Here is a 25,429-nt window from a genome sequence, read left to right as displayed (position 1 = left end):
AGGAACCGCAGCGGCGCACGGGGGTTATGCGAGGTTCTGTTCAGCCGACCAGTTGGCGTACCACTGGCGGAACAGCGCGTACTGGTTCTCGGCATAGTGCCGCTGGGCATCGCTGAGTGCATCGGTTTCGTTGAAGTGCAAGGCGTAGCCCTGGTCGCCGTTGAGTACCATCAGGTGCTTGTAGTACAGCACCAGGTCGCAGCCTTCATCGAACGACGACAGCACCGCCAGCGCGCTCTCCAGCTCACGGGCCAGGCGACGGGCCTTGGCATCGCCCTTGGCGGCCTGCTTGCTCAGGGCCACCAGTTGCAGCACTTCCCGTGGCAGGGCGTTGCCGATACCGGTGATGGCGCCGGTGGCGTTGCAGTTGACGAAGCCGTGCACCACCTGGGTGTCGACACCGACCATCAGGGTCACGTTGTCGTCCTGGGAGGTGATGTTTTCGGCCGCGTAGCGCAGGTCTGCGCCACCGCCGAATTCCTTGAAGCCGATCAGGTTCGGGTGTTGGCGGCGCAGCTCGAAGAACAAGTCGGCACGGGTGGCGAAGCCGTAGTACGGGCTGTTGTAGATCACCGCCGGCAGGGTGGGCGCGGCGTTGAGGATCGCGGCGAAGTGGGCTTTTTGCGCGGTAGCCGAGGCGCCGCGGGACAGCACGCGGGGAATCACCATCAAGCCATGGGCACCGACCTTGGCCGCATGCGCCGCGTGGGATACCGCTTCACGGCTGTTGACCGCGCCGGTACCGACGATCGTCGGCACGCCCGCAGCCACCAGGCGCGCCACGCCTTCCTGGCGCTGGGCTTCAGAAAGCAGCGGCCAGTCACCCATGGAGCCGCAGTACACCACTGCGCTCATGCCGATATCGATCAGTTCACGCCCCTTGGCCACCAGGGCGTCGAAGTCCGGCTGGCGCGCGGCGGTGCACGGGGTCATCAGGGCGGGAATGCAGCCGGTGAAGATGTTGTCGCTCATGGTTCTAGCTCCTTGCAGCGTTCAGTAAAAAGGGGCCCAGGCTCAGATGCCCCAGGCGAAAGGGTCCTGTTCGTCGATCAGCAGGGTGCTGTCGGCGGTCATGTAGGCGCGGCCGGTGATGAACGGGAGCACGCGCTCGCCGTCCCATTCGAAGTGGCCTTCGAATTGGCTGCCGGTAATGCTGGCTTGTACCCAGGGTTCGCCGGGGCGCAGCTTGCCGTCGGCGGCCAGGCACGCGAGTTTGGCGCTGGTGCCGGTGCCGCAAGGGGAGCGGTCGTAGGCTTTGCCGGGGCACATCACGAAGTTGCGGCTGTCGGCGTGGGCGTCGTCGGCGAACAGTTCGATATGGTCGATCAGCGCGCCGTGTTCACCGTGGATGCCTTGGGCTTCGAGGGCCTTGAGCATCGTCCAGGTGTAGTCAGTGAGCGCTTCCACGTGGGCCATCTCCAGCGACTGGCCATGGTCCGACACCAGGAAGAACCAGTTGCCGCCCCAGGCAATATCGCCATACACCACCCCATGCCCGGGGACCTCCACCGGCACCTGCTGGCGATAGCGGTAGGCGGGCACGTTGCGCAGGGTCACGGCGCCGTCTTCATGCAGCGTGGCCGCCACCGGGCCGACGGGGGTGTCAATGGTGTGGACACCCGGTGCGATGCGCCCCAGGTGATGAAGCGAGGCGACCAGGCCGATGGTGCCGTGGCCGCACATGCCCAGGTAGCCGGCGTTGTTGAAGAAGATCACCCCGCAGGTGGCGCCCGGCGTGACGGGCTCGCAGTACAGCGCGCCAACCAGTACGTCGTTGCCACGCGGTTCCAGCAGGCAGGCGCGGCGCCATTGATCATGCTCGGTGCGCAGGTGCTTGAGTTGCTCGGCGATGGTGGCGCCAGCCAGTGCCGGGAAACCGCTCATCACCAGGCGCGTGGGTTCACCGCCGGTGTGGGAGTCGATGACATGCAGTCGTTTCATAACGCGCTCCATTCAGGGATAAGCCGGGGACGGCGTGGCGCTGCCGTGGGGATCGTCGACGGTTTCGCTCTCATCGGCGTCGTGCTCCAGGCGCACCAGGTGGGCTGGCACGCCGGTGGCTGCGCCCCAGTAATAGATGCCCAGGGCGCTGACGGCGACGACGACGGTGTCGAACGGGTGGCTGATTACGCCCAGGCCGCCAAAGCTGCCGAGTTTGGACAGCAGGATCGTCACTGCGTAAAAGCCGATCAGCCAGGCTGACGAGCGCACCTGTTGCTTGAGGCTCACATGCGCGGTCGGCACCCAGCGGGCGCACAGCAGGTACACCGCAAACATCAGGATTTGCAGGCCGAGCAGCCACGACACGGTGCTCCAGCCCGACCAGTACACGATCAGCGCGGCAATGATGAAAGACAGTGGACCGAGCACCGCCATGCCCTTGACCCGGAACGGACGCGCCATGCCCGGCGCATTGCGGCGCAGCGCGGCGACGGTCACGGGTGCCACGGCGTAGCTGAGGATCAGCGCGGCGGACACCACATTGATCAACGCTTCCCAGGATGGAAACGGCAGGGTCCAGAACACCGACAAGCCAAAGGTCAGCCACAGCGCCGGGCGGGGGATGCCGGACTTCTCATCGATCCGGGTGAAGATCTTGAAAAAGGTGCCGGTCTGCGCCCAGCCGTACACCACCCGCGGCGTGGCGTTCATGTAGATGTTGCCGCAGCCGCTGGGGGAGATCACCGCGTCGGCCACCACCAGGTAGGCCAGCCATCCCACGCCCAGCGCCAGGGCGATATCGCGATACGGCAGCGCCAGTTCCTTGCTGATGCCAGCCCAGCCATCGGCGAGCATGTGTGTGGGCACGCCGCCGAGGAACGCGGTTTGCAGCAGCACATAGATGGCGGTCGACAGCAGCACCGAAAGGATCAACGCGATTGGAATCGTGCGTTGCGGGTTCTTCACTTCGCTGGCCACCGAGATGATGGGGGTCAGCCCCAGGTACGCAAAGATCACCCCACCGGCCGACACCGCCATCTCGATGCCCGACAGGCCGAACGGCGCAAACCCGTGCATCTGGAAGTTCGCTGGCTTGAAGAAGGTGAACAGTACGCCGATCACCAGCAGTGGCACGATGAACTTGAACACGCTCACCAGGTTATTGGCGATGGCGAAGGTCTTTACGCTGCGGTAGTTGAGGATGAAGAACAGGCACAGCAGGGCAAATTGCACCAGCCAGCCGAGGGGCGTCGGGTCGCTGGAACCGACCTTGGTCAACTCGGGAAACCAGGCCGCCGCGTATTGGCGCGAGGCAACCACTTCAATCGCCACCAGGCTGGAAAACGCGATCAGCGTAATAAAGCCCATCAGGTAGCCCAGCAGCGGGCCGTGGGAGTACACCGGGTAACGCACCACCCCGCCTGCACGGGGCAGGGCCGCGCCGAGTTCGCAGTACACGATGCCCAGCAGCAGAACGGCGAAGCCGCCGATCAACCAGGAAATAATCCCGGCAGGCCCTGCAATCGCGGAGACATGACTGGCTGCAAACAACCAGCCCGAACCGAAGATGGCGCCCAACCCGATAAAGGTCAGGTCCATCAGTGAAAGTTGTTTCTTGAACTTGCCTTGAGCAGACATGGCGGCGCCTTCTTGTGAGTTATTGGATAGGCATGCAGTGGCGCTATCCTGAACCCATCAACCGCGCGACGATTGATGTTTTGCGCACCGAGGAATGACGAATTCGGCACAATTTCCCACGCTCGACAGCGCGCCGGACATGGGGCAATCTGCTCGGTCTCAGGCTCACGAATGGGGTGCGGAAGTCATGTTGCAGCGCGCGTTTTCGACCCTGTGCCAAGGCAGTGAGGCGAGCCGTCCGCACAGCATCGAGCAGGTGTTGGCCGGTGTGGCGCAGCTATTGCCGATGTTCGATGTGATCCCCAATGCCGCGATCTTCATCAAGGATATCGACGCCCGCTACGTGCTTGCCAACCGCACCCTGGTGCAGCGCTGCGGCCTCAAGCAGTTGCAACCGCTGCTGGGCAAGACCAGCGCCGAAGTGTTCCCAGAGCAATTGGGGCCGGGCTACACCGAACAGGATCGACGCGTGCTCGAGCAGGGGGTTGTGCTGGAGGACCAGCTTGAACTGCATCTCTACGGCACTCGCGAACCGGGCTGGTGCCTGACCCACAAATGGCCGTTGTACAACCATGAAGGCCAGATCATTGGCCTCGCCGGCATCTCGGTCGACCTGCAATCCGCCAGCGAAACCCACCCGGCGTACCAACGCCTGGCCGCCGTGGACGAGCACATTCGCGCGCACTTCAACCGTCGTGTCACCTTGGGTGAATTGACCCGTATCGCCGGCATTTCCGTGGCGCAGTTGGAGCGCTACTGCAAGCGCGTGTTCCACCTGACGCCGCGCCAGATGATCCAGAAAGTGCGCCTGGACCATGCCCATCGGTTGTTGCACACCGATATGCCGATCACCGAGGTGGCCCTGCACTGCGGCTACACCGACCACAGTGCGTTCACCCGCCAGTTCAAGGCGTCGACCGGGTTTACGCCCAGGCAGTATCGCCAGTTGCAGTAGTTGCGGGTCTGCAATGCAACGAATAGCCCCCGTCGTGGCTCCTATGCTTACGAGTAACCTTTTCACGACTACAGGTATTGGGCTTATGACGACACTCATGTGCACTGGCTGGTGCAGCAATCCATGCTCCACGCGGCGCGCCAGCGGGCCAAGCTCTATTCAGGGCAGGGCCGCTTGTGGCAACAGCCGTATGCACAGACTCGCCCGCGTGACGCGTGCGCCTTGTCGTCGGTGTGGTTCACCGCCTATCCGGCGTCGATTGTCACCCGCGAAGACGGCACGGTGCTGGAGGCGCTCGGCGATGAGACGTTGTGGCATGCATTGTCGAAAATCGGCATCCAGGGCATTCACAACGGTCCGTTGAAAAAGTCCGGCGGCTTGTCCGGGACCACGCACACGCCGACCATCGACGGCAATTTCGACCGCATCAGTTTCGACATCGACCCGCAACTGGGCACCGAGGCGCAGTTGCAGGCGTTGACGCGCATGGCGGCGGCGCACAATGCGGTGATCATCGACGATGTGATCCCCTCGCACACCGGCAAGGGCGCAGATTTTCGTCTGGCCGAGATGGCCTACGAGGATTACCCAGGGCTCTACCACATGGTCGAAATCCGCGAGGAAGACTGGCCATTGCTGCCCGACGTCGCCGCGGGGCGTGATGCGCAGAACCTCAGCCCACTCCAGGTGGACGCCCTGCGTGACAAGCATTACATCGTCGGCCAGTTGCAGCGGGTGATCTTCTTTGAGCCCGGCGTGAAGGAAACCGACTGGAGCACCACGCCGGTGGTCATCGGGGTGGACGGCAAGCCGCGCCGCTGGGTGTACCTGCATTACTTCAAGGAAGGCCAGCCCTCGCTGAACTGGCTCGACCCTACGTTTGCGGCGCAGCAGATGATCATCGGCGACGCGTTGCATTCCATCGATGTGATGGGCGCAAAAATCCTGCGCCTGGATGCCAACGGCTTTCTCGGTGTGGAGCGCAAGCTCGATGGCACCGCCTGGTCGGAGAGCCATCCGCTGTCGATCACCGGCAACCAGTTGCTGGGTGGCGCGATCCGCAAGGCCGGCGGGTTCAGTTTCCAGGAGTTGAACCTCACCGTTGACGATATCGCCTCCATGTCCCACGGCGGTGCTGACCTGTCCTACGACTTCATCACCCGGCCGGCCTACCAGCATGCCTTGCTGATGGGGGACACCGAGTTTTTGCGCCTGATGCTGCGCCAGATGCACAACCTTGGCATCGACCCCGGCTCGCTGATCCACGCCTTGCAAAACCATGATGAACTGACCCTGGAGCTGGTGCACTTCTGGACCCTGCACGCCCATGACAGCTTTCTCTACCAGGGCCAGACCTTTCCCGGCAATATCCTGCGCGAGCATATCCGCGAACAGATGTATGAACGCCTGGCGGGTGAGCATGCGCCGTATAACCTCAAGTTCGTTACCAACGGCGTGTCCTGCACCACCGCCAGTATCATCACGGCGGCGCTGGGTATCCGCGATCTTGACGCGATCACGCCGGCCGATATCGCGCAGATTCGCCAGATCCACCTGCTGCTGGTGATGTACAACGCCATGCAGCCAGGGGTGTTTGCCCTGTCAGGCTGGGACCTGGTGGGGGCCTTGCCACTCGCGGCCGATGAGGTCGCGCACCTGATGCAGGATGGCGACACCCGCTGGATTCACCGAGGTGCCTATGACCTGGTGGACCTCAACCCGGAGGCCGAGCTTTCGGCGGGGCAGATGCCCCGCTCGAAAACCTTGTATGGCAGCCTCAACAGCCAGTTGCAGGACCCCGACTCGTTCGCCTCCCAACTGCAAAAAATCCTCGCCGTGCGCCGCGCCTACGACATCGCCGCCAGCCGTCAGATCCTGGTACCGGATGTCGAGCACCCTGGCTTGCTGATCATGGTCCACGAACTGCCGGCCGGCAAAGGTATACAAATCACCGCGCTGAACTTCGGCGATACGCCGATCACAGAAACCCTGCACCTGCCCAACATTGCACCGGGGCCGGTGGTGGACATCATCAATGAGCGGGTGGAGGGCGACCTGACCGCTGAGGGTGAATTCACTATTACGCTGGATGCGTACGAAGGATTGGCGCTGCGGGTGGTCAGTAGCTCGCCGATGTTTTAGTGGGAACGCCGGGGGGCGTGGGCCTGTTTCAGCATCCAGTCGGTGGCCCACGACTGCCTGGCGCGCTATTGAAGTGGCCGTGCGCATTTGTTGATAAAGATCAGAGGCCACACGTCGCAACTCCAGATACTCACTCAATCGCCTCATCCCTGTTGGCTGGCTTGGTGAAAACCGGGCGCTTGGGCGATATATCGGCGGCATTGCCATGGGCCCTGCGGTCCCAAATGCCGCCGCGGGTCACCTCACTCAATGGAGGAGAGGCGTCGTGACGCACTCACAGCCATATATTCGTTGGTTCAAGGAGTTGGGCCTCGACGATGTCGCGCAGGTCGGCGGCAAGAACGCCTCGCTGGGCGAGATGTACCAGCAGCTGACCGGTGAGGGCGTACGGGTACCCAATGGGTTCGCCATTACCTCACAAGCGTATCGGTATGTCCTTGAGCACAATAAGGCCTGGGCGCGGCTGCACGAGGCACTTGACGGTCTCGATGCCAATGACATCAAGGATTTACAAGCCCGTGGGCAGAAGGCAAGGGCGATCGTATATGACTGTACGCTGCCGGAAGACCTGCAGGCGGCAATACGGCAAAGCTACGCACAACTCAAACACGAATACGGTGACAGCATTTCACTGGCCGTGCGCTCCTCGGCGACCGCCGAAGACTCTCCACTGGCCTCGTTCGCCGGGCAGAACGACACCTATCTGAACATCGCCAGTGAAGAGGCGCTGCTTGATGCCTACAAGCGTTGCCTGGCGTCGAACTTTACCGATCGGTCTATCCATTACAAATATGACCACGGCTTTGATTGCTTCAAGGTCTGTCTCGCCGTTGTCGTCATGAAAATGGTGCGCAGCGATCTCGGTGCCAGCGGGGTAATGTTTTCCCTGGATATGGAAACGGGTTTCAAGGATGTCGTGTTCATCAACGCTGCCTGGGGGCTTGGGGAGAATGTCGTACAGGGCACGGTCGCGCCCGACAGTTTCTACGTGCACAAACCCAGCTTCATCGCCGGCTACCGCGCCGTGCTCAAGCGCAGTCTGGGTAGCAAAGAAAAGAAGATGGTGTTTGCCGAGACCCTCAATACCGGAAATATTGCGCTGGAATACACCGTGAATACCGATACATCCACCGAACAACAAGCCCGTTTCTGCCTCTCTGACGAGGACGTCATGCAGTTGGCCGACTATGCCATCAAGGTTGAAAACCACTACTCGAGCAAAGCCGGTTTTTACAGACCCATGGATATGGAGTGGGCGAAGGATGGCGTCGACGGCCAGTTATATTTGGTACAGGCACGTCCTGAAACGGTGGCCTCCCAAGAAAACAGCAACGTGCTGCGCATTTATCAGCTCAAGCAACGATCGACAGTGCTGCTGAAGGGCAAGGCGGTCGGCACCAAGATTGGCGCGGGAAAGGCCCGCGTGATCAACGATGTCAAACAGCTCAGCGAGTTCAAGCCTGGCGAAGTGCTGGTTTCGGATAACACCACGCCGGATTGGGAGCCCGTCATCAAGACCGCTGCGGCGGTTGTGACAAGCGGGGGCGGACGTACCTGTCATGCCGCCATCGTATCGCGTGAGTTGGGTATTCCTGCGATCGTGGGGGCAGTGAACGCGGCAGAGGTCATCCACACCGGAGCGTCGCTGACTATCAGTTGCGCTGAAGGCGAAAGCGGGATTGTGTATGACGGTGAACTGGATTTCGATGTCCAGGAGACGGACCTCAGCCAATTGGGACGCCCCGCGACCAAGATCATGATGAACCTGGCTAACCCCGACCAGGCCTTCAGCCTCGCCTCCCTGCCGGTAGATGGCATCGGCCTGGCGCGTATGGAATTCATCATCAATGAATACATCAAGGTCCATCCAATGGCCCTTGCTCACCCGGAAAAGCTGGATGACGCCACCCGTGAAACAATCGCGGTGCTGAGTAGGGCCTATCAAGACCCGACGGATTTTTTTATCAAGACCTTGGCAGAAGGCGTCGCAACGATTGCCGCGGCGGTGTATCCAAAGCCTTGCGTCGTACGCATGAGCGACTTCAAAAGCAATGAATATGCAACCCTGCTGGGCGGGCAGTATTTTGAGCCGGAAGAGCATAATCCAATGCTCGGATTTCGGGGGGCGTCCCGATACAGCCATCCTGCCTATGCCGAAGGGTTTGCGCTGGAATGCGCGGCCATGAAATGGGCGCGTGAACACATAGGCCTCACCAACATCAAGTTGATGATCCCTTTTTGTCGCACCGTGAAGGAGGGTGAAAAGGTATTGGCGGCAATGGCCAGCCATGGTCTGCAGCGCGGAGAAAACGGGCTGGAGATCTACATCATGTGCGAAATACCCAACAACGTGATCCAGATCGATGCATTCGCCCAGTTGTTCGACGGCTTCTCCATCGGCTCTAACGACCTGACTCAATTGGTACTCGGCGTGGACCGTGATTCGGAAGTCGTCGCTTTCGATTTCGATGAGCGCGACCCAGGGGTAAAACAGATGATTCGCCTGGCGGTAGAAGGCGCCAGGCGTAACACTCGACACTCGGGAATCTGTGGACAGGCTCCGTCGGATTATCCCGAGATGGCCGAATATCTAGTGGAGATTGGCATCAACTCGATGAGCCTCAGTCCAGACGCCGTGCTCGCCACGATTCGGCACGTCCTGGCTGCGGAAAAACGCTTGCAAATCAGTCGGGCGATTCTCGACGGTTGAAGAGGGCGGCTTTCGCACCGTCGGCAATAGCGCTGTAATCGCGGTTTCGACCCTGCGTAGATAACACCCCCATTAGCTAGCGCCGATGGGCAGCGCCATGCCGAACCACCTCGATGCAAAACGCCTGTTCGAAAGGCGGCACGTTGCACTCGACGACGTCATCGGAGGCGACTTGCAGGTGCACGCCGACAATGTCGGCCCGGATCGGCTGTTGACAGACATGTCGGTCGACCAGCACCGCCGTGTAGACCCGACAAGCACCCAGTTGTGCCAGATAGGCGCAAGTACGCAGCAGCGAATGACCTTCAAACAGCACGTCATCGACAACCAGGAACGTCGTGTTGGCAACGTCCAGGTTGCCCAGGCCTGGGTTCTCGATCAATTGCGTGTAGGTATGCAGCACTTGCAGGTCATCGGTGTAACGCTTGACCTGAAGGGGGAAAAGAGGGAGTTCCGGTTGACCGGTCTGACGCGCAATGCACTGGCGCAACCGTTGAGCCAAAGGCTCGCCCCGGCGTTGGAGGCCAATCAGTGCCGTGTGCGAGGCTGGCAGCAAGTGGGTGGCCTTACGCGCCATCGCCTGCAACACATTATCAAGCTCATTGCTGTCATACAGGCGTAACCGCTGGGTTGCCAGTAGGATCGTCATTGCCTTCTCCTTTCCCTAACCCTTGGGGCACTGATTCAGGCGATCAGCAAATAATCCTCCACCTTACTGACACCTGGCACCGACCAGGCGGCCCGTTCCGCAATCTGACGCTCGCGCCAGAAATGCACCTTGCCTTCGAGCTTGACCACACCGCCTACGACCTTGATTTGTATGCCCTTGGCATCGACTTCTGCATTGCGTTTGAGTGCCTCTTCGATGCTCTGCTGAATATCCGTGACCTTGACTCTCGTGCGCAGGGTGAGGCGATTGTCTATGCCCACCACACCGGACAGTTTGCGCACGGCACTCTCGGCGGTTTCCTTCTGATACTGCCAATCCACCTGGCCTTCAAGGATCACCCATCCTTTTTGCACGATCACCTTGATGTCGCCTTCGGGTGTATCGGATCGCCACGAGATGATGTTCAAGGCGCGTTTTGCGATGGCGTCATCTTCTGTGCCGGCGTCTTTGTTCAGCCGGACCTGGAGTTCTTCAGCCACTGCGCGTACGCCTTTGACAGTTTTGACCGCACGCTCGGCACTGATCTTCTGGGCGTAGCTTTTCACGTAGCCTGAGAGTGTGACGACACCGTTGTCCACGCTTACGCCAATGTGGGCAGCGTCGATATCGGGCTGAAAATCCAGCTCATCCAAAATGGTATTTCGCAAACTTAAGTCATTCATGATGGTGTCCTTTTCTCAATTAAAAAAACACGGGGCACAACAACCTGATGCCGGTCAGTTGATGACGAACACTGTAACTGTGGCTAGCCCTAATGCCGTTCAGTTAAGGCTTTTTTTGTAGGAGCGAGCTTGCTCGCGAAGAACTCACAGGCGCCGCGTTCACTCAGGAAACACGCGTTATCGTTGACGTTTTTCGCGAGCAAGAACTAGGCGTCCCCCTCGCTCCTACAGAAGGCGATGTACGCTTAACTGAACGGCATTATGGCTAGCCCGCTCGCCACAAGTGACTCTTTGCTCGTTCTATCCGTTGTTGTTTTTACGCCTGAGCGATCGACAGATATTGAGCTAAATCAAAAAGGGTCCAGGGGGCGCACGCCGTTAATCGCCCGCTGTTTATGTGATAAATGTCAGCGCAAATACTGGATAAACCCAGCTATTTTATTCGAACGGCCGCGCTTTGCAGGCGAGGACCGACAGCGGGAACGTCATGACCAGGTGCTTGCTCGTGGCCTGGCTCGGCCTTGTTGTGACGGCAGAGGTGGTCAAATCGCTTTTTGAGGAACTCACTTCCATGCTCGCTAAGTGGCTGGATCCCCTCCTATTGCTGCTCACGGCACTGACGCTGGCGGCCGGGGGCATTGCGCATGTCGCGCAGCAGCCTGATTGGGCATCTATGTGTTGGGCCGCAGGCAGCCTGGTGATGGTTGCGGTGCTGCTCATCGAGATTGTGGGGCGTCTTGCCCGGCGCGAGGCCGGTGTGGACCTGATTGCGTTGCTGTCCATCACCTCGGCGCTGTTTTTCGGGCAGGCACTGGTGTCCGCGGTGATCGCCTTGATGCTGGCGACCGGACGAGCCCTGGAGTACTTCACCAAGCAACGCGCTGACCGTGAGTTGCGTGCGCTCATCGACCGCGCGCCACACTTTGCCTGGTTGCAGGAGGGCGGCAGCCTGCGCAAGATCCCCATCGAGCAGGTCACGCTGAATCAGACATTGCTGGTGCGGTTGGGGGAGGTGATACCGGTCGATGGTCGCTTGCTGAGTTCGACGGCCGTTCTGGACGAATCGGCGCTCAATGGTGAGTCGTTGCCCGTCACCCGTCGAGAGGGTGAGCTGCTGCACAGCGGTGTTTCCAACGTCGGCGCGCCGATCTTGCTGATTTCCACGCGAACAGCTGCGCAGAGCACCTATGCCGGCATCGTGCGGATGGCCGAGGCAGCGCGCCGTTCACGCGCTCCTTTCGTGCGCATGGCTGACCGTTATGCAGTGTTCTTTATCCCGCTGACATTGTTGATTGCCGGGTTGGCCTGGCAACTGAGCGGCGATCCTTTGCGAGCGTTGGCTGTTCTGGTGGTGGCGACACCTTGCCCTTTGATTCTGGCGGTACCGATTGCGTTTATCTCGGGTATTTCAAGGGCAGCGCAACGCGGGATCCTGATCAAGGATGGCGCGACCTTGGAAGCACTGGCCACGGTCAAGCAGGTTTTTCTCGACAAGACCGGTACTCTGACCAGCGGCCATGCTCGTCTGCAGTCGATAGAGGTCAACGGACTGCACGATCCGCAACGCTTGCTTGGCCTGGCCGCGTCTCTGGCGCAGGCCTCGACACATCCTATCTGCCAGGCAATTGTTGAAGCAGCCCATCAGGGGCAGTTGTCGCTCAGCGTCCCGCAGGGCGTGGAAGAAAGCCCGGGCGCGGGGCTTTGTGGGTGCGTCGATGGCATGCAGGTGCGCTTTGGTACTTTGTCTTTTGCGCACAAAGACGCCGAGGCAACCGGCTGGGTCGTAGCCATGCTGCGCCGCATGGACCACCTGGCGTGCAGCGGAAGCTTCATCGACGTGGACGGGAAACTCGCGGGCCTGTTTGTTTTCTCGGACAACATTCGGCGCGAAACGCCACAGACGCTGCGTCGACTGCGCAACAGAGGCATCGAAAAGATCGTCATGCTCACCGGGGATCGCCTGGAAACTGCCGAGATGATTGCGCTGTCTGCCGGGATTGACGAGTTGCGTGCCGGGTTGACCCCTGAAGATAAAGTGCGGGCGCTACAGCAGGATGGCCAGCACGCCAGCACGCTGATGGTCGGCGATGGCATCAATGACGCACCGGCGCTGGCGGCGGCTGATGTCGGTGTGGCAATCGGAGCCAGCGGCGCCACCGCTTCTGCACAAGCCGCTGGTGTTGTGCTGCTGGTGGATCGACTGGATCGTCTGGTCGAGGCACTGGACATCGCCCGGCGCACCCGTTACATCGCGCGCCAGGGAGTGCTGGTCGGCATGGGGTTGTCATTGCTGGCCATGGCCGTGGCAGCCTCGGGTTACCTGCAGCCGCTGATCGGCGCCATGGTGCAGGAGGGCATAGACGTGGTGATCATCCTCAATGCCCTGCGGGCACTGGGGCCGTGGTGGGGAAGGAGGAAACAAACGCTCACCGCTGAGCATATCGATCGCCTGCATGATGAGCATCAACAACTCACTGCCGTATTGAATGATCTGCACCAAATGGCCAATGACTTTGCCCAGCGTCCAGTTGCGCAAGCACGGAGCGACCTGGTGGCGCTGGTCGACAAGCTGCAAACAGTACTGGCGCAGCACGAACACAACGACGAAGACACACTCTACCCGCTGCTGACGCTGAGCATGCCGGGCGAGGACCCCATGTCAGCGATGAGCCATGCTCACCGAGAGATCTTTCGCCTTATCCATTTACTCGCGCGCATGAGCAGCGACTTCAGTTCCGACCCCGCGACGGCACCTGCTGACGAGATTCAGCATCAGCTGATTCGCCTGGACACCCTCGTGCGCCTGCACTTTGATCAGGAGGACGAACTGTTTCACAATCTGGATTGGCGCTAGACGTGAGTAACTCGCGCAAGGCTCTCGACTCTGGCGGATACCCTGTCGCTGATCTTTTTGGTTTAAATGCTATATAAAACAATAGGTTATATTTCTATGTCATGCTGACAGTTGTATACCCAACTGATCTCGTGCATCCCGACTGCTGCCTGTCGATTCCTTCTTGTCTGTTGCAGTTTTTGCGCGCGTGTCGCGCATCTGAAAGGCAGATTTTTCCATGCAGGCCTTCATCCTTGCCGCGTCAAATCTCCCTCGCATGCGCGGCGGGGCAACTCAGGGTGCCAGACGTGGAGGCGCTGGCCGCCTTCCAGCTGAACCTGCACAAAGTCCAGGCCGTGCAGGGTGATCTTGTCGGTCATTACGTCGTCGATGATGCTCACGGCAACACTCGTCCTTGCCGCTATAGCGGCTGACTTTGAAGGGGGAGGGGGAGGGGTGGAACGAAAGAGTGAGGCGCTAATTCCAGCGAACGTCGAGTTCTGAAATTTGTTGCTGCAGCTGCTCTATGATTTCAAACCAAGAATCGAAACTGGCCAGCGCCTCTGCACTCGGAACCGGCAACGGCGTCGTTCGATGCGGGCCTGCCAATGATTGCCAAGCTCGCCGGATTACCCGCCGCATCACGACGGGCAACCCTTCGCGCTGGGCATTTTTGGGTTATTTGGCGTTCAACGCGGCCAGGAACTGTGTGTGCTTCAGCGTTTGCGAAAACATCGGCAAGGTAAATTGCTCGGCGGCGTGTTGTTGTTCATCGGTGAAGGTCGCTGTGCAATCGGTCAGTGTCACCACCTCATAGCCCTTTTCATAGCCGGTCCGGACGGTGCCTTCAACGCAACAGTTGGTGAGAAAACCCGCCACCACCAGATGCTGGATGCCATTGTTGCGCAGCACCAGGTCCAGGCCCGTGGTGGCGAAACCGTCCAGCCCACGCTTGCCCTCGACCACGATGTCGCTTGATTCATGGGTCAGTGCATCGGTGATTTCGGCGCCCCAGCTGCCGGCGCGGAAGGCGCTGCCATCTGCCACGCCTTTGAGAATCCCGTAGGAGCGCAGGGTCAGCTCTGGATAACCGTCGGCAAACTGGATGGGCAGGTGGATGATCTTCACGCCGAGTTTGCGCGCTTGTTGCACCGTGGTGGCGGTGTTGGCAAGCATGTCGGTGGCATGCATGACGTCTTTGACGGCGTCGTGGAAGACCCCACCCGGGGTGGTGAAGTCATTCTGGAATTCAATCAACACAAGGGCGGTTGTACTCGGGTTCATGGTGATGCTCCGATCAGTAGGATTTACCACGTCGGACGGCACAAAGCGCCGCCGATCAACCAGGGGGCATAGGGAATGGCGTCATGGCTTTACGCTTGGGTTCCGGCTACACACGATGAGTGTACAACGTTGGTTAATGCATTTTGTCTTCAGGACCGCGTGTATCGCACGGCCTCGATGTTCCGATTCCCAGGGTTATGCAGGTTCACGCCCTGGGCAGTGGGAGATAGGGTTGGGTCTGAACCCCTGGAGGTAACTTCATCAGCGACTACTGCAAATCCACGGTCCGCTTCCCCTGCGTACTCAGCGGCTAATCGGAAATTATTGATAATGATTGTCAGTCGGGAGTATCTTTGCCGCGCTCACCCAGAAGGGAACGCTCTTTACCGGTCTATGGATGGCGAGGCTGATTCTTCTGGGTGAGCACCTGGCTTCCCGTCCACCAGCAGACATGCTGGGGAATGAGCATCTTCCCACTGCGTCAGTACCTCAGGAACATCTGCATTTGACCCCGAGTTCATTTCTCCAGAAAAAAACGGCCAGTTAAGGCCGTAAAGTGGGATGAACCGTTTCGTGAGGTATTCGACTGTTATTGGGCACTCGAGAGAAATCGCGGGTCTTGTGACTCGTGTTGCCAACCGCCACCCAATGCTTTGAATGTGGCCACCGCAGCTCGAGCCGATTCCGTTTGGGCTTGTGCTCTGCCATCAGATGCGGCTAACAAGTTCTCATCGGCACCCAGTACTTCGATCAGGCTCACCACGCCTTTTTCGTAGGCGGTGAATGATCTGTCTCGGGCTTTTGTAAAAGCAATTTCACCCTGCGCAAGCTGTTTAAGCTGCTGCTCGCGGTTGATCAGCGCGGAAAAAGCGGTTTCGACATCCTCGGAGGCCCGTAGCACTGACTGGCGATAGGCGGCTAACGCTTCAGCTTCTTGCCCCTTGGCCAAGTCAATCTGAGCGTTAATACGGCCAAAGTCGAACAGCCTCCAGCGTAGTCCCAATACCGCCGATGCCTGACTGGCATCGTTGGAGAAAAGATTTCCGCTGGAGACCGACGTCGCGCTGCCTATCAGCGCGCCTACGGAAAACTTGGGGTAGTACTCGGAAATGGCTTCGCCGATGCGAGCGTTTGATGCCGCCAGCCGGCGCTCTGCGACGATCAAATCTGGACGTCGGCGCAGGAGGTCCGCTGGAGAGCCCAGGCTGGCGAATTGTGGTACATCCGGGATGTGTGTCGATTGAGCCAACTGCGCAGTATAAGTGCCCGGTGGCTTACCCAAGATGACATCCATAGCGTTCATTGCCGAATCAAGGCCAGCCTGCAGTACTGGCACCGTTGCTTGCGCTTGGTTCAACGATCCTTGAGTCTGATTCAGCTGCAGTTCAGCAGCCAGTCCTTTGGCGTAGAGATGTTCGATGGTGGCGAGCAGGTGTTGTCGCGTCTCTACTTGCTTTCGGGCAATTTCCAGGCGTGCTTGCAGGCCGCGGATGCTGATGTAAAGGTCAGCAGTCTGCGCTACCACTGCTAGCCGTGTGGCAACTGCTGCTGCTTGGGACGCCTGGTAGTCGGCCACGGCTGCTTCTTTGCCTCGACGTAATCCTCCAAACACATCAAGTTCCCAGCCAGCATTGAGATTCGCCTCATAAGCACTACCGTAGCGGTTATAGGATGGATCTGAATTCAGCACTTGGCCCAACGGTGTTTCCAAGGATTGTCGCGCTCTAGCCGCTTGGCCACTGACGGTGGCCGACGGCAAAAGAGCGGCATTAGCTGCTCCCAAGCCCGCGTGAGCCTGTTCGATCCTGGCGGTTGCCTGAGCTAAATCGAGGTTCTGCTCAAGGGCTCGATTGATTAACTGGCTGAGAACGGGGTCATTGAAAGCCTTCCACCAGACGGTAAGATCGCTGGAGGTTGAGTCAACTGTTCGTGTTGTAGGTGGATGCGCTGAAAAATGCGCGGGCAGTTCTACTTTGGGCTCCGAATAGTCAGGGCCCACCGAGCAGCCTGTGACCATACCGAAACTTAGCAAAACGGCAAAACGGAAAGGGTGCATGTGACACCTTTGAAATGATCGGTTGGTGACCATATTACGATTTGGTCATAAGTTGTCAACAGCCCTGCGGGTGCGTAAGCTAATCGCATGAACCCATTATCCGTTTCCTCGTCCAGCACTCGCGGTCCTGCCGAACACGAAATCCGAGACCAGATAGTCGCGGCGGCCAACGAACATTTCAGTCAATACGGTTACAGCAAGACAACAGTCTCCGACCTCGCGAAAGCGATCGGTTTTTCCAAGGCGTATATCTACAAGTTCTTCGACTCCAAGCAGGCGATTGGTGAAGCCATTTGCAGCAATTGCCTGTCGCAAATCATTGCGGCCGTGGAGGAAGCTATCAATGCCGTGGGTATCTCACCCACGGAGCGATTTCGACGATTGGTCAAAAGCCTTATAACCAAAGGGGTTGACCTGTTTTTTAATGATCGAAAACTGTATGACATCGCGGCGTTCTCTGCGTCGGAGCGCTGGCCCAGCTCGCAGGTCTATGACATGCGAATCAAACACTTCGTACTGCAAATTGTACGAGAGGGGCGTGAACTCGGAGAGTTTGAGCGCAAGACGCCTTTGGATGAGACAGTGGAGTCGATTCACCTCGCACTACGCCCCTACATCAACCCTTTGCTGTTGCAGCACAACCTTGACGTCGTTGAAGAGGCCCCTGGGCTCATTTCCAGCCTTATTCTGCGCAGCCTGATGCCTTAAAAAGCGCTGGCTGGCAGATCTGTACACCTCCGCACTTCCCTTGTATCCGTAACTTAAGGCCGACTCTGCTGATCTCACCTTGATCAGCAGACGGCTTTCATTTGTTCGTTTCGTGACCGTTGACTTATTTGGTCACTTGGATGAGCATGGCGCATCCGCTTCCAAGAGGTCTCTATGATCCAGCGCCGTTCCACTTCATTTATGTTCATCGGTCTATTGCCGTTTGCCTTGGCTGCATGCAGCGAGGCACAGCCTCCTGATCCTCGTCTCCAGGCTCCTTTGGTTCGCGTCAGCCTGGTTCAGCCTTCTGTACCTGAAGCTCGCCTATACACCGGCGTCGTAGCGGCTCGGGTTCAGAGTGACCTTGGTTTTCGAGTGCCCGGAAAGGTGACGGAACGCCTCGTGGACACCGGCCAGAGCGTCAAGCGTGGACAGCCGCTTATGCGCATTGATGCGAACGATCTGACGCTGACAGCGCGGGCGCAGCAAGAAGCGGTGCTCGCTGCAATGGCTCGATCCCGACAGGCCTCTGATGACGAGTTGCGCTACCGTGATCTGGTGTCTGTCGGTGCTGTATCTGCTTCGGCCTACGCAGGAATCAAAGCAGCCGCCGACTCGGCCAAGGCTCAACTGAATGCCGCCAAAGCCCAGGCTGATGTGGCGAAAAACTCCACCGGTTATTCAACCTTGCTGGCCGACTCCGACGGCGTTGTTGTAGACACCTTAGCGGAGCCGGGGCAGGTAGTAGTTGCAGGCCAGGTGGTAGTGCGTGTTGCCCATTCCGGACAACGTGAGGCCGTTATTCAATTACCTGAAACGCTACGTCCTGCTCTGGGCTCTTCGGCGACGGCGCAGCTTTATGGATTGGACCAGCATGAAGGGAAGGCGCATCTGCGCCAACTGTCCGATTCGGCTGACAGGTTGACCCGCACATTTGAGGCGCGTTACGTGCTGGAGGGCGCACTTGCCAATGCCACACTGGGGGCGACCATTTCGGTTGCCATCGGCGGCACGCCAACAGCCATCAATAGTGAAGTCCAGGTGCCAGTCGCCTCTCTCTATGACGCGGGTAAAGGTCCGGGTGTATGGGTGGTGAGTCGGGAGCCTGAGCAGGTGACCTGGCGCCCTGTAACGTTTCTCGGTTTGAGTGATGCTGAAACTGCACGTGTGACAGGTCATCTCAATGTCAATGATCGTATTGTCGCGTTGGGCGTTCACCTTTTAAGCGAGGGCGAGCAGGTCAGGGCTCAGGTGGCAGGCAACGCTCAGGCAGCGGTGGCTGAGGTGCGCCGATGAGCGGGTTCAACCTGTCCGCATTGGCCGTGCGTGAGCGTTCGATCACGCTGTTCTTGATCCTGCTGATATCCATAGGCGGGCTGTATGCGTTCTTCAAGCTAGGGCGCGCGGAAGATCCTGCCTTCACCATCAAACAGATGACGGTGGTAACGGTATGGCCTGGTGCGACGGCTCAGGAGATGCAGGATCAGGTGATTGAAAAGCTGGAAAAACGCATGCAGGAATTGCGTTGGTATGACCGGACCGAGACCTTCACACGTCCGGGAGTGGCTCTCACTACCGTCTATTTGCTCGATAGCACGCCACCTTCCGCTGTTCCCGAGGAGTTTTACCAAGCTCGCAAGAAGCTCCGTGATGAAGAGGCGGGTTTGCCGCCTGGAGTCATCGGCCCGATCGTCAACGACGAATATGCCGATGTCACCTTTGCCCTTTATGCGCTCAAGGCGAAGGGCGAGCCACAACGACTGCTGGTTCGCGAGGCCGAGTCCTTGCGTCAGCGCCTGCTGCACGTGGCGGGTGTGAAAAAGGTCAATATCATTGGTGAGCAGTCCGAGCGCATTTATGTCGAGCTGTCATACGAGCGTCTGGCGACATTGGGCATTTCCGCCCGAGACATATTTAGCGCGTTGAACGCGCAAAACATGATGACGTCGGCCGGTTCAGTCGAGGCCAAGGGACCACAGGTGTTCATCCGGCTCGATGGTGCGTTTGATGACCTCCAGAAGATTCGCGACACGCCGCTGGCCGTGCAGGGTAGAACCCTCAAATTGTCCGATGTGGCCGAGGTCAAGCGCGGTTACGAGGAGCCCTCCACGTTCATGGTGCGCAACAATGGTGAGCCCGCTTTGCTGCTCGGTATTGTGATGCGCGACGGCTGGAACGGTCTCGATTTGGGTAAGGCGCTTGAAGCCGAGACAACGTCGATCAACGAGCAACTGCCGCTAGGTATGACATTGAGCAAGGTCACCGATCAGGCGGTGAACATAGATGCATCGGTCACCGAATTCATGATCAAGTTTTTCGCGGCGCTGGGTGTGGTTCTGCTGGTATGTTTTCTCAGCATGGGTTGGCGTGTCGGCATCGTCGTCGCTGCGGCGGTGCCGTTGACCCTGGCGGCAGTTTTCATTGTCATGGCCGCAACAGGTAAGGACTTTGACCGCATAACGCTAGGGTCGCTGATTCTGGCACTGGGGCTACTGGTGGACGATGCGATCATTGCCATTGAAATGATGGTGGTGAAGATGGAGGAGGGGTATGACCGCATCAAAGCCTCCGCCTATGCTTGGAGTCACACCGCCGCCCCTATGTTGTCAGGCACGTTGGTCACTGCAATCGGCTTTATGCCTAACGGTTTCGCCAAATCAACCGCAGGTGAGTACACCGCCAACATGTTTTGGATTGTCGGCATTGCGCTGATCACTTCCTGGGTGGTGGCAGTGGTGTTCACACCTTACCTGGGGGTGAAACTGCTACCGCAGATCAAGGTGCCTGAAGGCGGCCATGCCGCGATTTACGGGACGCCCAATTACTTGCGTTTCAGGCGCGTACTGGGTGTGGTGATTCGCCGTAAAGGGCTCGTAGCGATCTCAGTGGTTGGTTTGTTCATTGTCGCTATTCTCGGCATGAGCGTGGTGAAGAAGCAATTTTTCCCAACATCAGACCGCCCCGAGGTACTCGTTGAGGTGCAGATGCCTTATGGCACATCCATCGAGCAAACTGATGCAGCGGCATCCGAAGTCGAGGCGTGGGTTGCGAAACAGCCTGAAGCACGAATAGTCACCGCCTACATTGGGCAGGGCGCCCCACGGTTCTATTTGGCGATGGCGCCAGAGTTGCCCGATCCTTCCTTTGCCAAAATTGTCGTGCTAACGGCAAATCAGGAAGAGCGTGAGGCGCTCAAGATCCGGCTGAGGCAAGCCGTTGCTGATGGCCTGGCTCCTCAAGCACGCGTACGTGTGACCCAGTTGGTGTTTGGTCCTTATTCGCCTTATCCGGTGGCCTTCCGCGTCATGGGGCCGGACCTGAAAGTGCTACGCGATATCGCCGGCCAAGTGCGCGAGGTGATGAAAGCCAGCCCCATGATGAGAACCGTCAATACGGACATGGGCGAGCGTGCCCCGGCACTTCACCTGGCACTGAATCAGGATCGTCTGCAGGCATTTGGTTTGACCTCCGCAGATGTTGCTCAGCAGCTTCAGTTTCTGCTGACCGGAGCACCAGTGACCCAGGTGCGCGAGGACATTCGCTCGGTCCAGGTGATTGCACGCTCAGCGGGTGACACGCGTTTGGACCCCTCGAAAATCGACGCCTTCACCTTGACCGGAGCGCAGGGCCAAAGGGTGTCGTTGTCTCAAGTCGGGACAGTGGAGATCCGAATGGAAGAGCCCATCCTGCGGCGTCGTGATCGAACCCCAACCATCACTGTACGTGGCGATGTGGCTGAAGGTCTTCAGCCTCCAGATGTTTCCAGCGCCGTGATGAAGCAACTGCAACCGCTTATTGAACAGTTGCCTAAGGGTTATCGCATTGAGTTGGCAGGGGCGATCGAGGAGTCGGGGAAGGCTAACAGGGCGTTGCTGCCGTTGTTCCCCATCATGATCGCACTGACGTTGCTCACCATCATTCTTCAGGTGCGTTCGATGTCGGCAATGATGATGGTGTTCGCTACCGCACCTCTGGGACTGATTGGCGTGGTACCCATTCTGTTGCTGTTCCAGCAACCGTTCGGGATCAACGCGTTGGTAGGGCTGATTGCCCTGTCTGGAATTCTCATGCGCAACACCTTGATCCTCATTGGTCAGATTCACTCCAATAAGCAGGCCGGTCTGTCTCCCTATGACGCCGTGGTAGAAGCCACTGTGCAGCGTGCACGGCCGGTGATTCTCACCGCACTGGCAGCCATGCTGGCGTTCATTCCGCTGACCCATTCGGTGTTCTGGGGAACGCTTGCCTACACCCTGATTGGCGGTACGTTCGCCGGGACTGTACTGACCCTGGTATTCCTGCCAGCGATGTATGCCCTTTGGTTCAAGATCAAGCCAGACACTTCAGGGGAACCCTCGATACCCGCACATCCTGCCTGAATGAGGGGGACATGAATTCGCCAGGGTGAGCGTGCCCTTCTCTCAAGTCTGGTGAAGACAACAGCCAATCATGGCCCCGATTAACGGGGCCATGACGAAGATCGCATAAGGTGAGTCAATGTCATTGGAAAGCAAACGTATCCGAAATTTAGGGCAGCACTACGGCCCGGGGGGATTTCACCCCCGATTTCCCGATTAGATTAATTGCGCCGTGATGATGGTGTACGTTCTGTACTTTGTGGGCGTTCCATCACTAACAACGTGGAGGTCGCGCTTGCGTAGATGCGCTCGTCGGCACCTTTCAATGTCGCCTCGGCAAACGCTGCGCGCCGACCCACCGAGATGACACGACCCTCGGCCCGGAGCGGGCCTGTTTCAGTGGTAATGGGGCGCAAATATGAAACTTTCAGTTCAAGGGTTGTGTAGGCCTGGGTTGCTGAAAGCTTGGAGTGAACGGCGCACCCACATGCGGAGTCGAGTAGCGTTGCAGCATACCCTCCGTGGATCGTGCCGATCGGGTTGTAGGCATGCAGGCCGGGCGTGCCTGTGAAGACCGCCCAGCCGTCACCGGCTTCGACAAAAGTGAAGTCCAGAGATTCGCCAATCGGTGGCCGTCCCCCGGCAGAAATCAGCGCCTGCAGGGTCTCAAGTCCGGATAGGCCGGGTGCAACTTCATCGACTAGATTCATTGATATTTCTCCATTTATGCCGGAACGATATCGCTGGTCGGCTAGGGTAAAAATGGGTGGCGGCTGTTGTGGGTAAAATTCAATGGGCATCCGCGGATGGCTGTTTCGGCGGTTGTACCTTGCGCATCAAAGGCACCAGTAACACGGCGACGACGAAGCACGCCATGATCATCAGGAACGAATCGGCATAGGTCAGCGTCTGCGCCTCACGCCACGCCAGCGCCCATAGCTGACGCAGTGCAAACTGGTTGGCATCCAGGCTGTTTTGCCCGAGCAGTTGGGCATTGCCTGAAAGCTGGTCAAGCCAGACATTCATGGATTCGTTCTGGATATTCAGGTGCTCGGCCAGGCGCAGGAAGTGCAGGTTGGTGCGGTCGTTGAGCACCGTGGCGCAGGCGGCGATGCCGATGGCGCCGCCGAGGTTGCGCATCAGGTTGAACAGGCCGGAGGCGAGTTTCAGCCGGTCGGGGGCCAGTGCGCCGAGGGTCAGGGTTACCACCGGTGGCACTGCCATTTGTTGGGCAAACCCGCGTATGGCCTGGGGCAGCAGCAATTCCTTGGCACCCCAGTCGTGGGTGATGGGGGAGAAGTCCCACATCGACAGGGCGAACAGCGACAAGCCAAACATCAAGATCCAGCGCAGGTCGAAGCGGTTGGCCAGCAGCGCGTACACCGGGATCGCCAGCAACTGGAACACCCCCGTGGAAAACACCGCCAGGCCGATATCCAGCGAGCCATACCCGCGCACCCGGCCGAGGAACAGCGGCGTGAGGTAGATGGTGGCGAAAATGCCGATGCCGGTGATAAATGAAAACAGGCAGCCCAGGGCGAAGTTCCGGTCCTGCAGGGCGCGCAGGTCGACAATCGGTTCCTTGATTTCCAGGCAGCGCCAGATAAACAGTCCGCCACTGATAGCGGCGATCCAGGCGGTGGTGGAGATGGTGCTGTCACTGAACCAGTTCCAGCGCGGGCCTTCTTCGAGGGTGTATTCCAGGCAGCCGAGAAACACCGCCATCAGGCCCATGCCGATGTAGTCGGCGCCCTTGAGCAACGATGGGTTGGGGCGGTCGACTTTCACCAGCATCGGCACCGCTAATGTCACGAACAGGCCAGGCACCAGGTTGATATAGAACAGCCAGTGCCACGAAGAAATATCAGTGATCCAGCCGCCCACGGCGGGGCCCAGGGTGGGCGCAAGGGACGCGATGGCGCCGATGGTGGACGCGGCGATCACCCGCTGTTTGCCGTTGAAGTACATGAACGCGGTGGTGAACACCAACGGGATCATCGAGCCTCCCAGGAACCCCTGCAAGGCACGAAACGCGATCATGCTCTGGATGTTCCAGGCCATGGCACACAACAGGCTGGTCAAGGTAAACCCGGCCGCCGACGCCGCGAACAGCCAGCGCGTGCTCATTACCCGCGAGAGCCATCCCGACATGGGGATCACGATGATCTCCGCGATCAGATAAGCGGTCTGCACCCACGCCGTATCGTCCGCGCCGGCAGACAGCCCGCCGCCGATGTCCTTGAGGGAAGCGGACACGATCTGGATATCGATCAAGGCGATGAACATGCCCACGCACATGGTGGCGAAGGCTGTGACCTTTTGCGCAGTGCTGAGGGCGGGCAGCGGGTTGTTCATAGCTGGGCCTTGAGGGCGCTGGCCTGGTCTTCGAACGCCTCACGGGTGTTGACCTTTGCCATCACCGACAGGCCTGGGCGCAGGGCGCCAAAGTCGGCGTCATTGCTGTCGAGCCGCACGCGCACCGGCACGCGCTGCACGATCTTGGTGAAGTTGCCGGTGGCGTTTTCCGGCGGCAGCACACTGAATTGTGCGCCGGTGGCGGGGGCGAGGCTCTCGATGTGCCCGTGGAATTCGCGGCCGGGGAGGATATCGGCGCGGATGCTCACGCTTTGCCCAATCTGCAGGCGGCCCAGTTGGTCTTCCTTGAAATTGGCGTCCACCCACAGCCCTTTTGCCGGCACCACCGAGATCAACTGGCTGCCGGCCGCGGCGTAGGCACCGACCCGGGCGCGGCGATTGCCCACGTAGCCGTCCACCGGGGCCCGCAGTTCGGTGTAGCTGATGTTCAGTTGTGCCTGGTCGCGTTCGGCTTGGGCCTGCTGCAGTGCGGCGCGGGCCTGACCGCGTTGGGTTTCGATCACGTCGATCTGCCGGCGTGCCGCCATCAGCCCGGCTTGCGCTCGGGAGTGATCGGCGCGGGCGGTCTTCCACACGGCGTTGACCCGTTGCGCACTTTCCACCGACACGGCCTGGCTGCGTACCAGGTGCTGGTAGCGCGTCTGATCGTCGCCGGCCCGTTGGGCTTCGGCGTCGGTAGCGTCGATCTGCGCCCTGGCCTGGTTGATCACTGCCAGTTGCAATTGTTCGGTGGCGTCGAGGTTGGCGAGCGCGGCCTGTTGCGCTGCCACGGCGCCATCGGCCTTGGCCAGGGCGGTGCGGTAGTCGCGTACATCAATGCGGGCCAGTACGTCGCCGGCGTGTACGAACTGGTTGTCCTGCACGGCCACTTCGCTGATATAGCCCGGCACTTTGGCGCTGATCACCGTCACGTCCGCACCCACGTAGGCATCGTCGGTGTCCTCGATAAATCGGCTGACCAGCCACCAGTGGCTGGCGTTCCAGACGCCGCCCACCACGGCCAGGGTCAGCAGCCCCACGCGCAGTACGTGTTTGCGCCGGGAAGTTTTCGTGGGTTCGGGCAAAGCGCCGACTTGAGCGTCCATGACGAAATGAC

18 protein-coding genes are annotated in these 25,429 nt (G+C 59.3%); 7 read left to right on the top strand and 11 right to left on the bottom strand.

Features of this window, described 5'->3' with window-relative positions; all coding sequences use genetic code 11:
* Window positions 1-24 precede the first annotated feature (24 nt).
* From AC1Q6I_RS22000 to AC1Q6I_RS21990, 3 genes are read right to left on the bottom strand one after another with little or no spacing between them, the layout of a single operon-like run.
* Window positions 25-972, bottom strand: coding sequence for a dihydrodipicolinate synthase family protein (locus AC1Q6I_RS22000; RefSeq protein ID WP_024075704.1), 948 nt, complete (start codon window positions 970-972; stop codon window positions 25-27).
* Between the two features lie 42 nt (window positions 973-1,014).
* Window positions 1,015-1,941, bottom strand: coding sequence for a 4-hydroxyproline epimerase (locus AC1Q6I_RS21995; RefSeq protein ID WP_102624654.1), 927 nt, complete (start codon window positions 1,939-1,941; stop codon window positions 1,015-1,017).
* 12 nt (window positions 1,942-1,953) lie between these two features.
* Window positions 1,954-3,579 (bottom strand): APC family permease, encoded by a 1,626-nt coding sequence (locus tag AC1Q6I_RS21990; RefSeq protein ID WP_069076055.1) that lies wholly within the window; start codon window positions 3,577-3,579, stop codon window positions 1,954-1,956.
* Window positions 3,580-3,766: 187 nt separating this feature from the next.
* Here AC1Q6I_RS21990 and AC1Q6I_RS21985 point away from each other — a divergent pair, with 187 nt between their 5' ends.
* From AC1Q6I_RS21985 to ppsA, 3 genes are all read left to right on the top strand, one after another.
* Window positions 3,767-4,534 carry an AraC family transcriptional regulator gene (locus tag AC1Q6I_RS21985; RefSeq protein WP_102624653.1) on the top strand — a complete coding sequence of 256 codons (768 nt, stop codon included), beginning with the start codon at window positions 3,767-3,769 and terminating at the stop codon, window positions 4,532-4,534.
* 99 nt (window positions 4,535-4,633) lie between these two features.
* On the top strand, window positions 4,634-6,676 hold the full coding sequence (gene treS / locus AC1Q6I_RS21980) for a maltose alpha-D-glucosyltransferase (protein ID WP_256581302.1): 2,043 nt from the start codon (window positions 4,634-4,636) through the stop codon (window positions 6,674-6,676).
* A 265-nt stretch (window positions 6,677-6,941) separates the two neighbouring features.
* Window positions 6,942-9,386, top strand: coding sequence for a phosphoenolpyruvate synthase (gene ppsA, locus AC1Q6I_RS21975; protein ID WP_256581301.1), 2,445 nt, complete (start codon window positions 6,942-6,944; stop codon window positions 9,384-9,386).
* A gap of 76 nt (window positions 9,387-9,462) precedes the next feature.
* Here the strand turns inward: ppsA and AC1Q6I_RS21970 are convergent, their stop codons facing one another.
* Complete coding sequence (locus AC1Q6I_RS21970; protein ID WP_102624651.1) at window positions 9,463-10,035, bottom strand: phosphoribosyltransferase family protein; 573 nt, start codon at window positions 10,033-10,035, stop codon at window positions 9,463-9,465.
* Between the two features lie 35 nt (window positions 10,036-10,070).
* The gene (locus AC1Q6I_RS21965; RefSeq protein WP_024075697.1) at window positions 10,071-10,718 is read right to left on the bottom strand and encodes a BON domain-containing protein; all 648 of its coding nucleotides are present in this window, start codon (window positions 10,716-10,718) and stop codon (window positions 10,071-10,073) included.
* Window positions 10,719-11,289: 571 nt separating this feature from the next.
* On the opposite strand from AC1Q6I_RS21965, the gene AC1Q6I_RS21960 reads away from it, so the two are divergent.
* A complete protein-coding gene (locus tag AC1Q6I_RS21960) occupies window positions 11,290-13,572 on the top strand; it encodes a heavy metal translocating P-type ATPase (protein ID WP_102624650.1) in 2,283 nt (760 codons plus the stop codon).
* Between the two features lie 227 nt (window positions 13,573-13,799).
* Here AC1Q6I_RS21960 and AC1Q6I_RS21955 read toward each other — a convergent pair whose 3' ends face one another.
* From AC1Q6I_RS21955 to AC1Q6I_RS21945, 3 genes are all read right to left on the bottom strand, one after another.
* On the bottom strand, window positions 13,800-13,952 hold the full coding sequence (locus tag AC1Q6I_RS21955; RefSeq protein WP_024075694.1) for a hypothetical protein: 153 nt from the start codon (window positions 13,950-13,952) through the stop codon (window positions 13,800-13,802).
* A gap of 277 nt (window positions 13,953-14,229) precedes the next feature.
* Window positions 14,230-14,835, bottom strand: coding sequence for a cysteine hydrolase family protein (locus AC1Q6I_RS21950; protein ID WP_024075693.1), 606 nt, complete (start codon window positions 14,833-14,835; stop codon window positions 14,230-14,232).
* A 589-nt stretch (window positions 14,836-15,424) separates the two neighbouring features.
* Window positions 15,425-16,891 (bottom strand): efflux transporter outer membrane subunit, encoded by a 1,467-nt coding sequence (locus tag AC1Q6I_RS21945; protein WP_024075692.1) that lies wholly within the window; start codon window positions 16,889-16,891, stop codon window positions 15,425-15,427.
* Between the two features lie 87 nt (window positions 16,892-16,978).
* On the opposite strand from AC1Q6I_RS21945, the gene AC1Q6I_RS21940 reads away from it, so the two are divergent.
* The 3 genes from AC1Q6I_RS21940 to AC1Q6I_RS21930 all read left to right on the top strand — a co-directional run bounded on the left by AC1Q6I_RS21940 (window position 16,979) and on the right by AC1Q6I_RS21930 (window position 21,978).
* Window positions 16,979-17,599, top strand: a complete 621-nt coding sequence (locus AC1Q6I_RS21940; RefSeq protein ID WP_024075691.1) for a TetR/AcrR family transcriptional regulator — start codon at window positions 16,979-16,981, stop codon at window positions 17,597-17,599.
* Window positions 17,600-17,773: 174 nt separating this feature from the next.
* Window positions 17,774-18,895, top strand: a complete 1,122-nt coding sequence (locus AC1Q6I_RS21935) for an efflux RND transporter periplasmic adaptor subunit (RefSeq protein WP_024075690.1) — start codon at window positions 17,774-17,776, stop codon at window positions 18,893-18,895.
* Window positions 18,892-21,978, top strand: a complete 3,087-nt coding sequence (locus AC1Q6I_RS21930) for an efflux RND transporter permease subunit (protein ID WP_024075689.1) — start codon at window positions 18,892-18,894, stop codon at window positions 21,976-21,978. The genes AC1Q6I_RS21935 and AC1Q6I_RS21930 overlap by 4 nt, the downstream gene beginning before the upstream one ends.
* Window positions 21,979-22,178: 200 nt before the next feature.
* Here AC1Q6I_RS21930 and AC1Q6I_RS21925 read toward each other — a convergent pair whose 3' ends face one another.
* From AC1Q6I_RS21925 to AC1Q6I_RS21915, 3 genes are all read right to left on the bottom strand, one after another.
* Window positions 22,179-22,667, bottom strand: coding sequence for a PaaI family thioesterase (locus tag AC1Q6I_RS21925; protein WP_024075688.1), 489 nt, complete (start codon window positions 22,665-22,667; stop codon window positions 22,179-22,181).
* 79 nt (window positions 22,668-22,746) lie between these two features.
* Window positions 22,747-24,312, bottom strand: a complete 1,566-nt coding sequence (locus AC1Q6I_RS21920) for a DHA2 family efflux MFS transporter permease subunit (protein ID WP_102624649.1) — start codon at window positions 24,310-24,312, stop codon at window positions 22,747-22,749.
* Window positions 24,309-25,418 carry an HlyD family secretion protein gene (locus tag AC1Q6I_RS21915; RefSeq protein ID WP_102624648.1) on the bottom strand — a complete coding sequence of 370 codons (1,110 nt, stop codon included), beginning with the start codon at window positions 25,416-25,418 and terminating at the stop codon, window positions 24,309-24,311. The genes AC1Q6I_RS21920 and AC1Q6I_RS21915 overlap by 4 nt, the downstream gene beginning before the upstream one ends.
* Between the last annotated feature and the right edge of the window lie 11 nt (window positions 25,419-25,429).

Source organism: Pseudomonas sp. MPR-R2A5 (assembly GCF_058793055.1).
This window is presented reverse-complemented; position numbering and strand designations above follow the sequence as displayed.

Bases quoted from the DNA above. Each gene is read 5' to 3' on its own strand.
- AC1Q6I_RS22000 (WP_024075704.1), bottom strand. From the start codon at position 972: ATGAGCGACAACATCTTCACCGGCTGCATTCCCGCCCTGATGACCCCG.
- AC1Q6I_RS21995 (WP_102624654.1), bottom strand. From the start codon at position 1,941: ATGAAACGACTGCATGTCATCGACTCCCACACCGGCGGTGAACCCACG.
- AC1Q6I_RS21990 (WP_069076055.1), bottom strand. From the start codon at position 3,579: ATGTCTGCTCAAGGCAAGTTCAAGAAACAACTTTCACTGATGGACCTG.
- AC1Q6I_RS21985 (WP_102624653.1), top strand. From the start codon at position 3,767: ATGTTGCAGCGCGCGTTTTCGACCCTGTGCCAAGGCAGTGAGGCGAGC.
- AC1Q6I_RS21970 (WP_102624651.1), bottom strand. From the start codon at position 10,035: ATGACGATCCTACTGGCAACCCAGCGGTTACGCCTGTATGACAGCAAT.
- AC1Q6I_RS21965 (WP_024075697.1), bottom strand. From the start codon at position 10,718: ATGAATGACTTAAGTTTGCGAAATACCATTTTGGATGAGCTGGATTTT.
- AC1Q6I_RS21960 (WP_102624650.1), top strand. From the start codon at position 11,290: ATGCTCGCTAAGTGGCTGGATCCCCTCCTATTGCTGCTCACGGCACTG.
- AC1Q6I_RS21950 (WP_024075693.1), bottom strand. From the start codon at position 14,835: ATGAACCCGAGTACAACCGCCCTTGTGTTGATTGAATTCCAGAATGAC.
- AC1Q6I_RS21945 (WP_024075692.1), bottom strand. From the start codon at position 16,891: ATGCACCCTTTCCGTTTTGCCGTTTTGCTAAGTTTCGGTATGGTCACA.
- AC1Q6I_RS21940 (WP_024075691.1), top strand. From the start codon at position 16,979: ATGAACCCATTATCCGTTTCCTCGTCCAGCACTCGCGGTCCTGCCGAA.
- AC1Q6I_RS21935 (WP_024075690.1), top strand. From the start codon at position 17,774: ATGATCCAGCGCCGTTCCACTTCATTTATGTTCATCGGTCTATTGCCG.
- AC1Q6I_RS21930 (WP_024075689.1), top strand. From the start codon at position 18,892: ATGAGCGGGTTCAACCTGTCCGCATTGGCCGTGCGTGAGCGTTCGATC.
- AC1Q6I_RS21925 (WP_024075688.1), bottom strand. From the start codon at position 22,667: ATGAATCTAGTCGATGAAGTTGCACCCGGCCTATCCGGACTTGAGACC.
- AC1Q6I_RS21920 (WP_102624649.1), bottom strand. From the start codon at position 24,312: ATGAACAACCCGCTGCCCGCCCTCAGCACTGCGCAAAAGGTCACAGCC.
- AC1Q6I_RS21915 (WP_102624648.1), bottom strand. From the start codon at position 25,418: ATGGACGCTCAAGTCGGCGCTTTGCCCGAACCCACGAAAACTTCCCGG.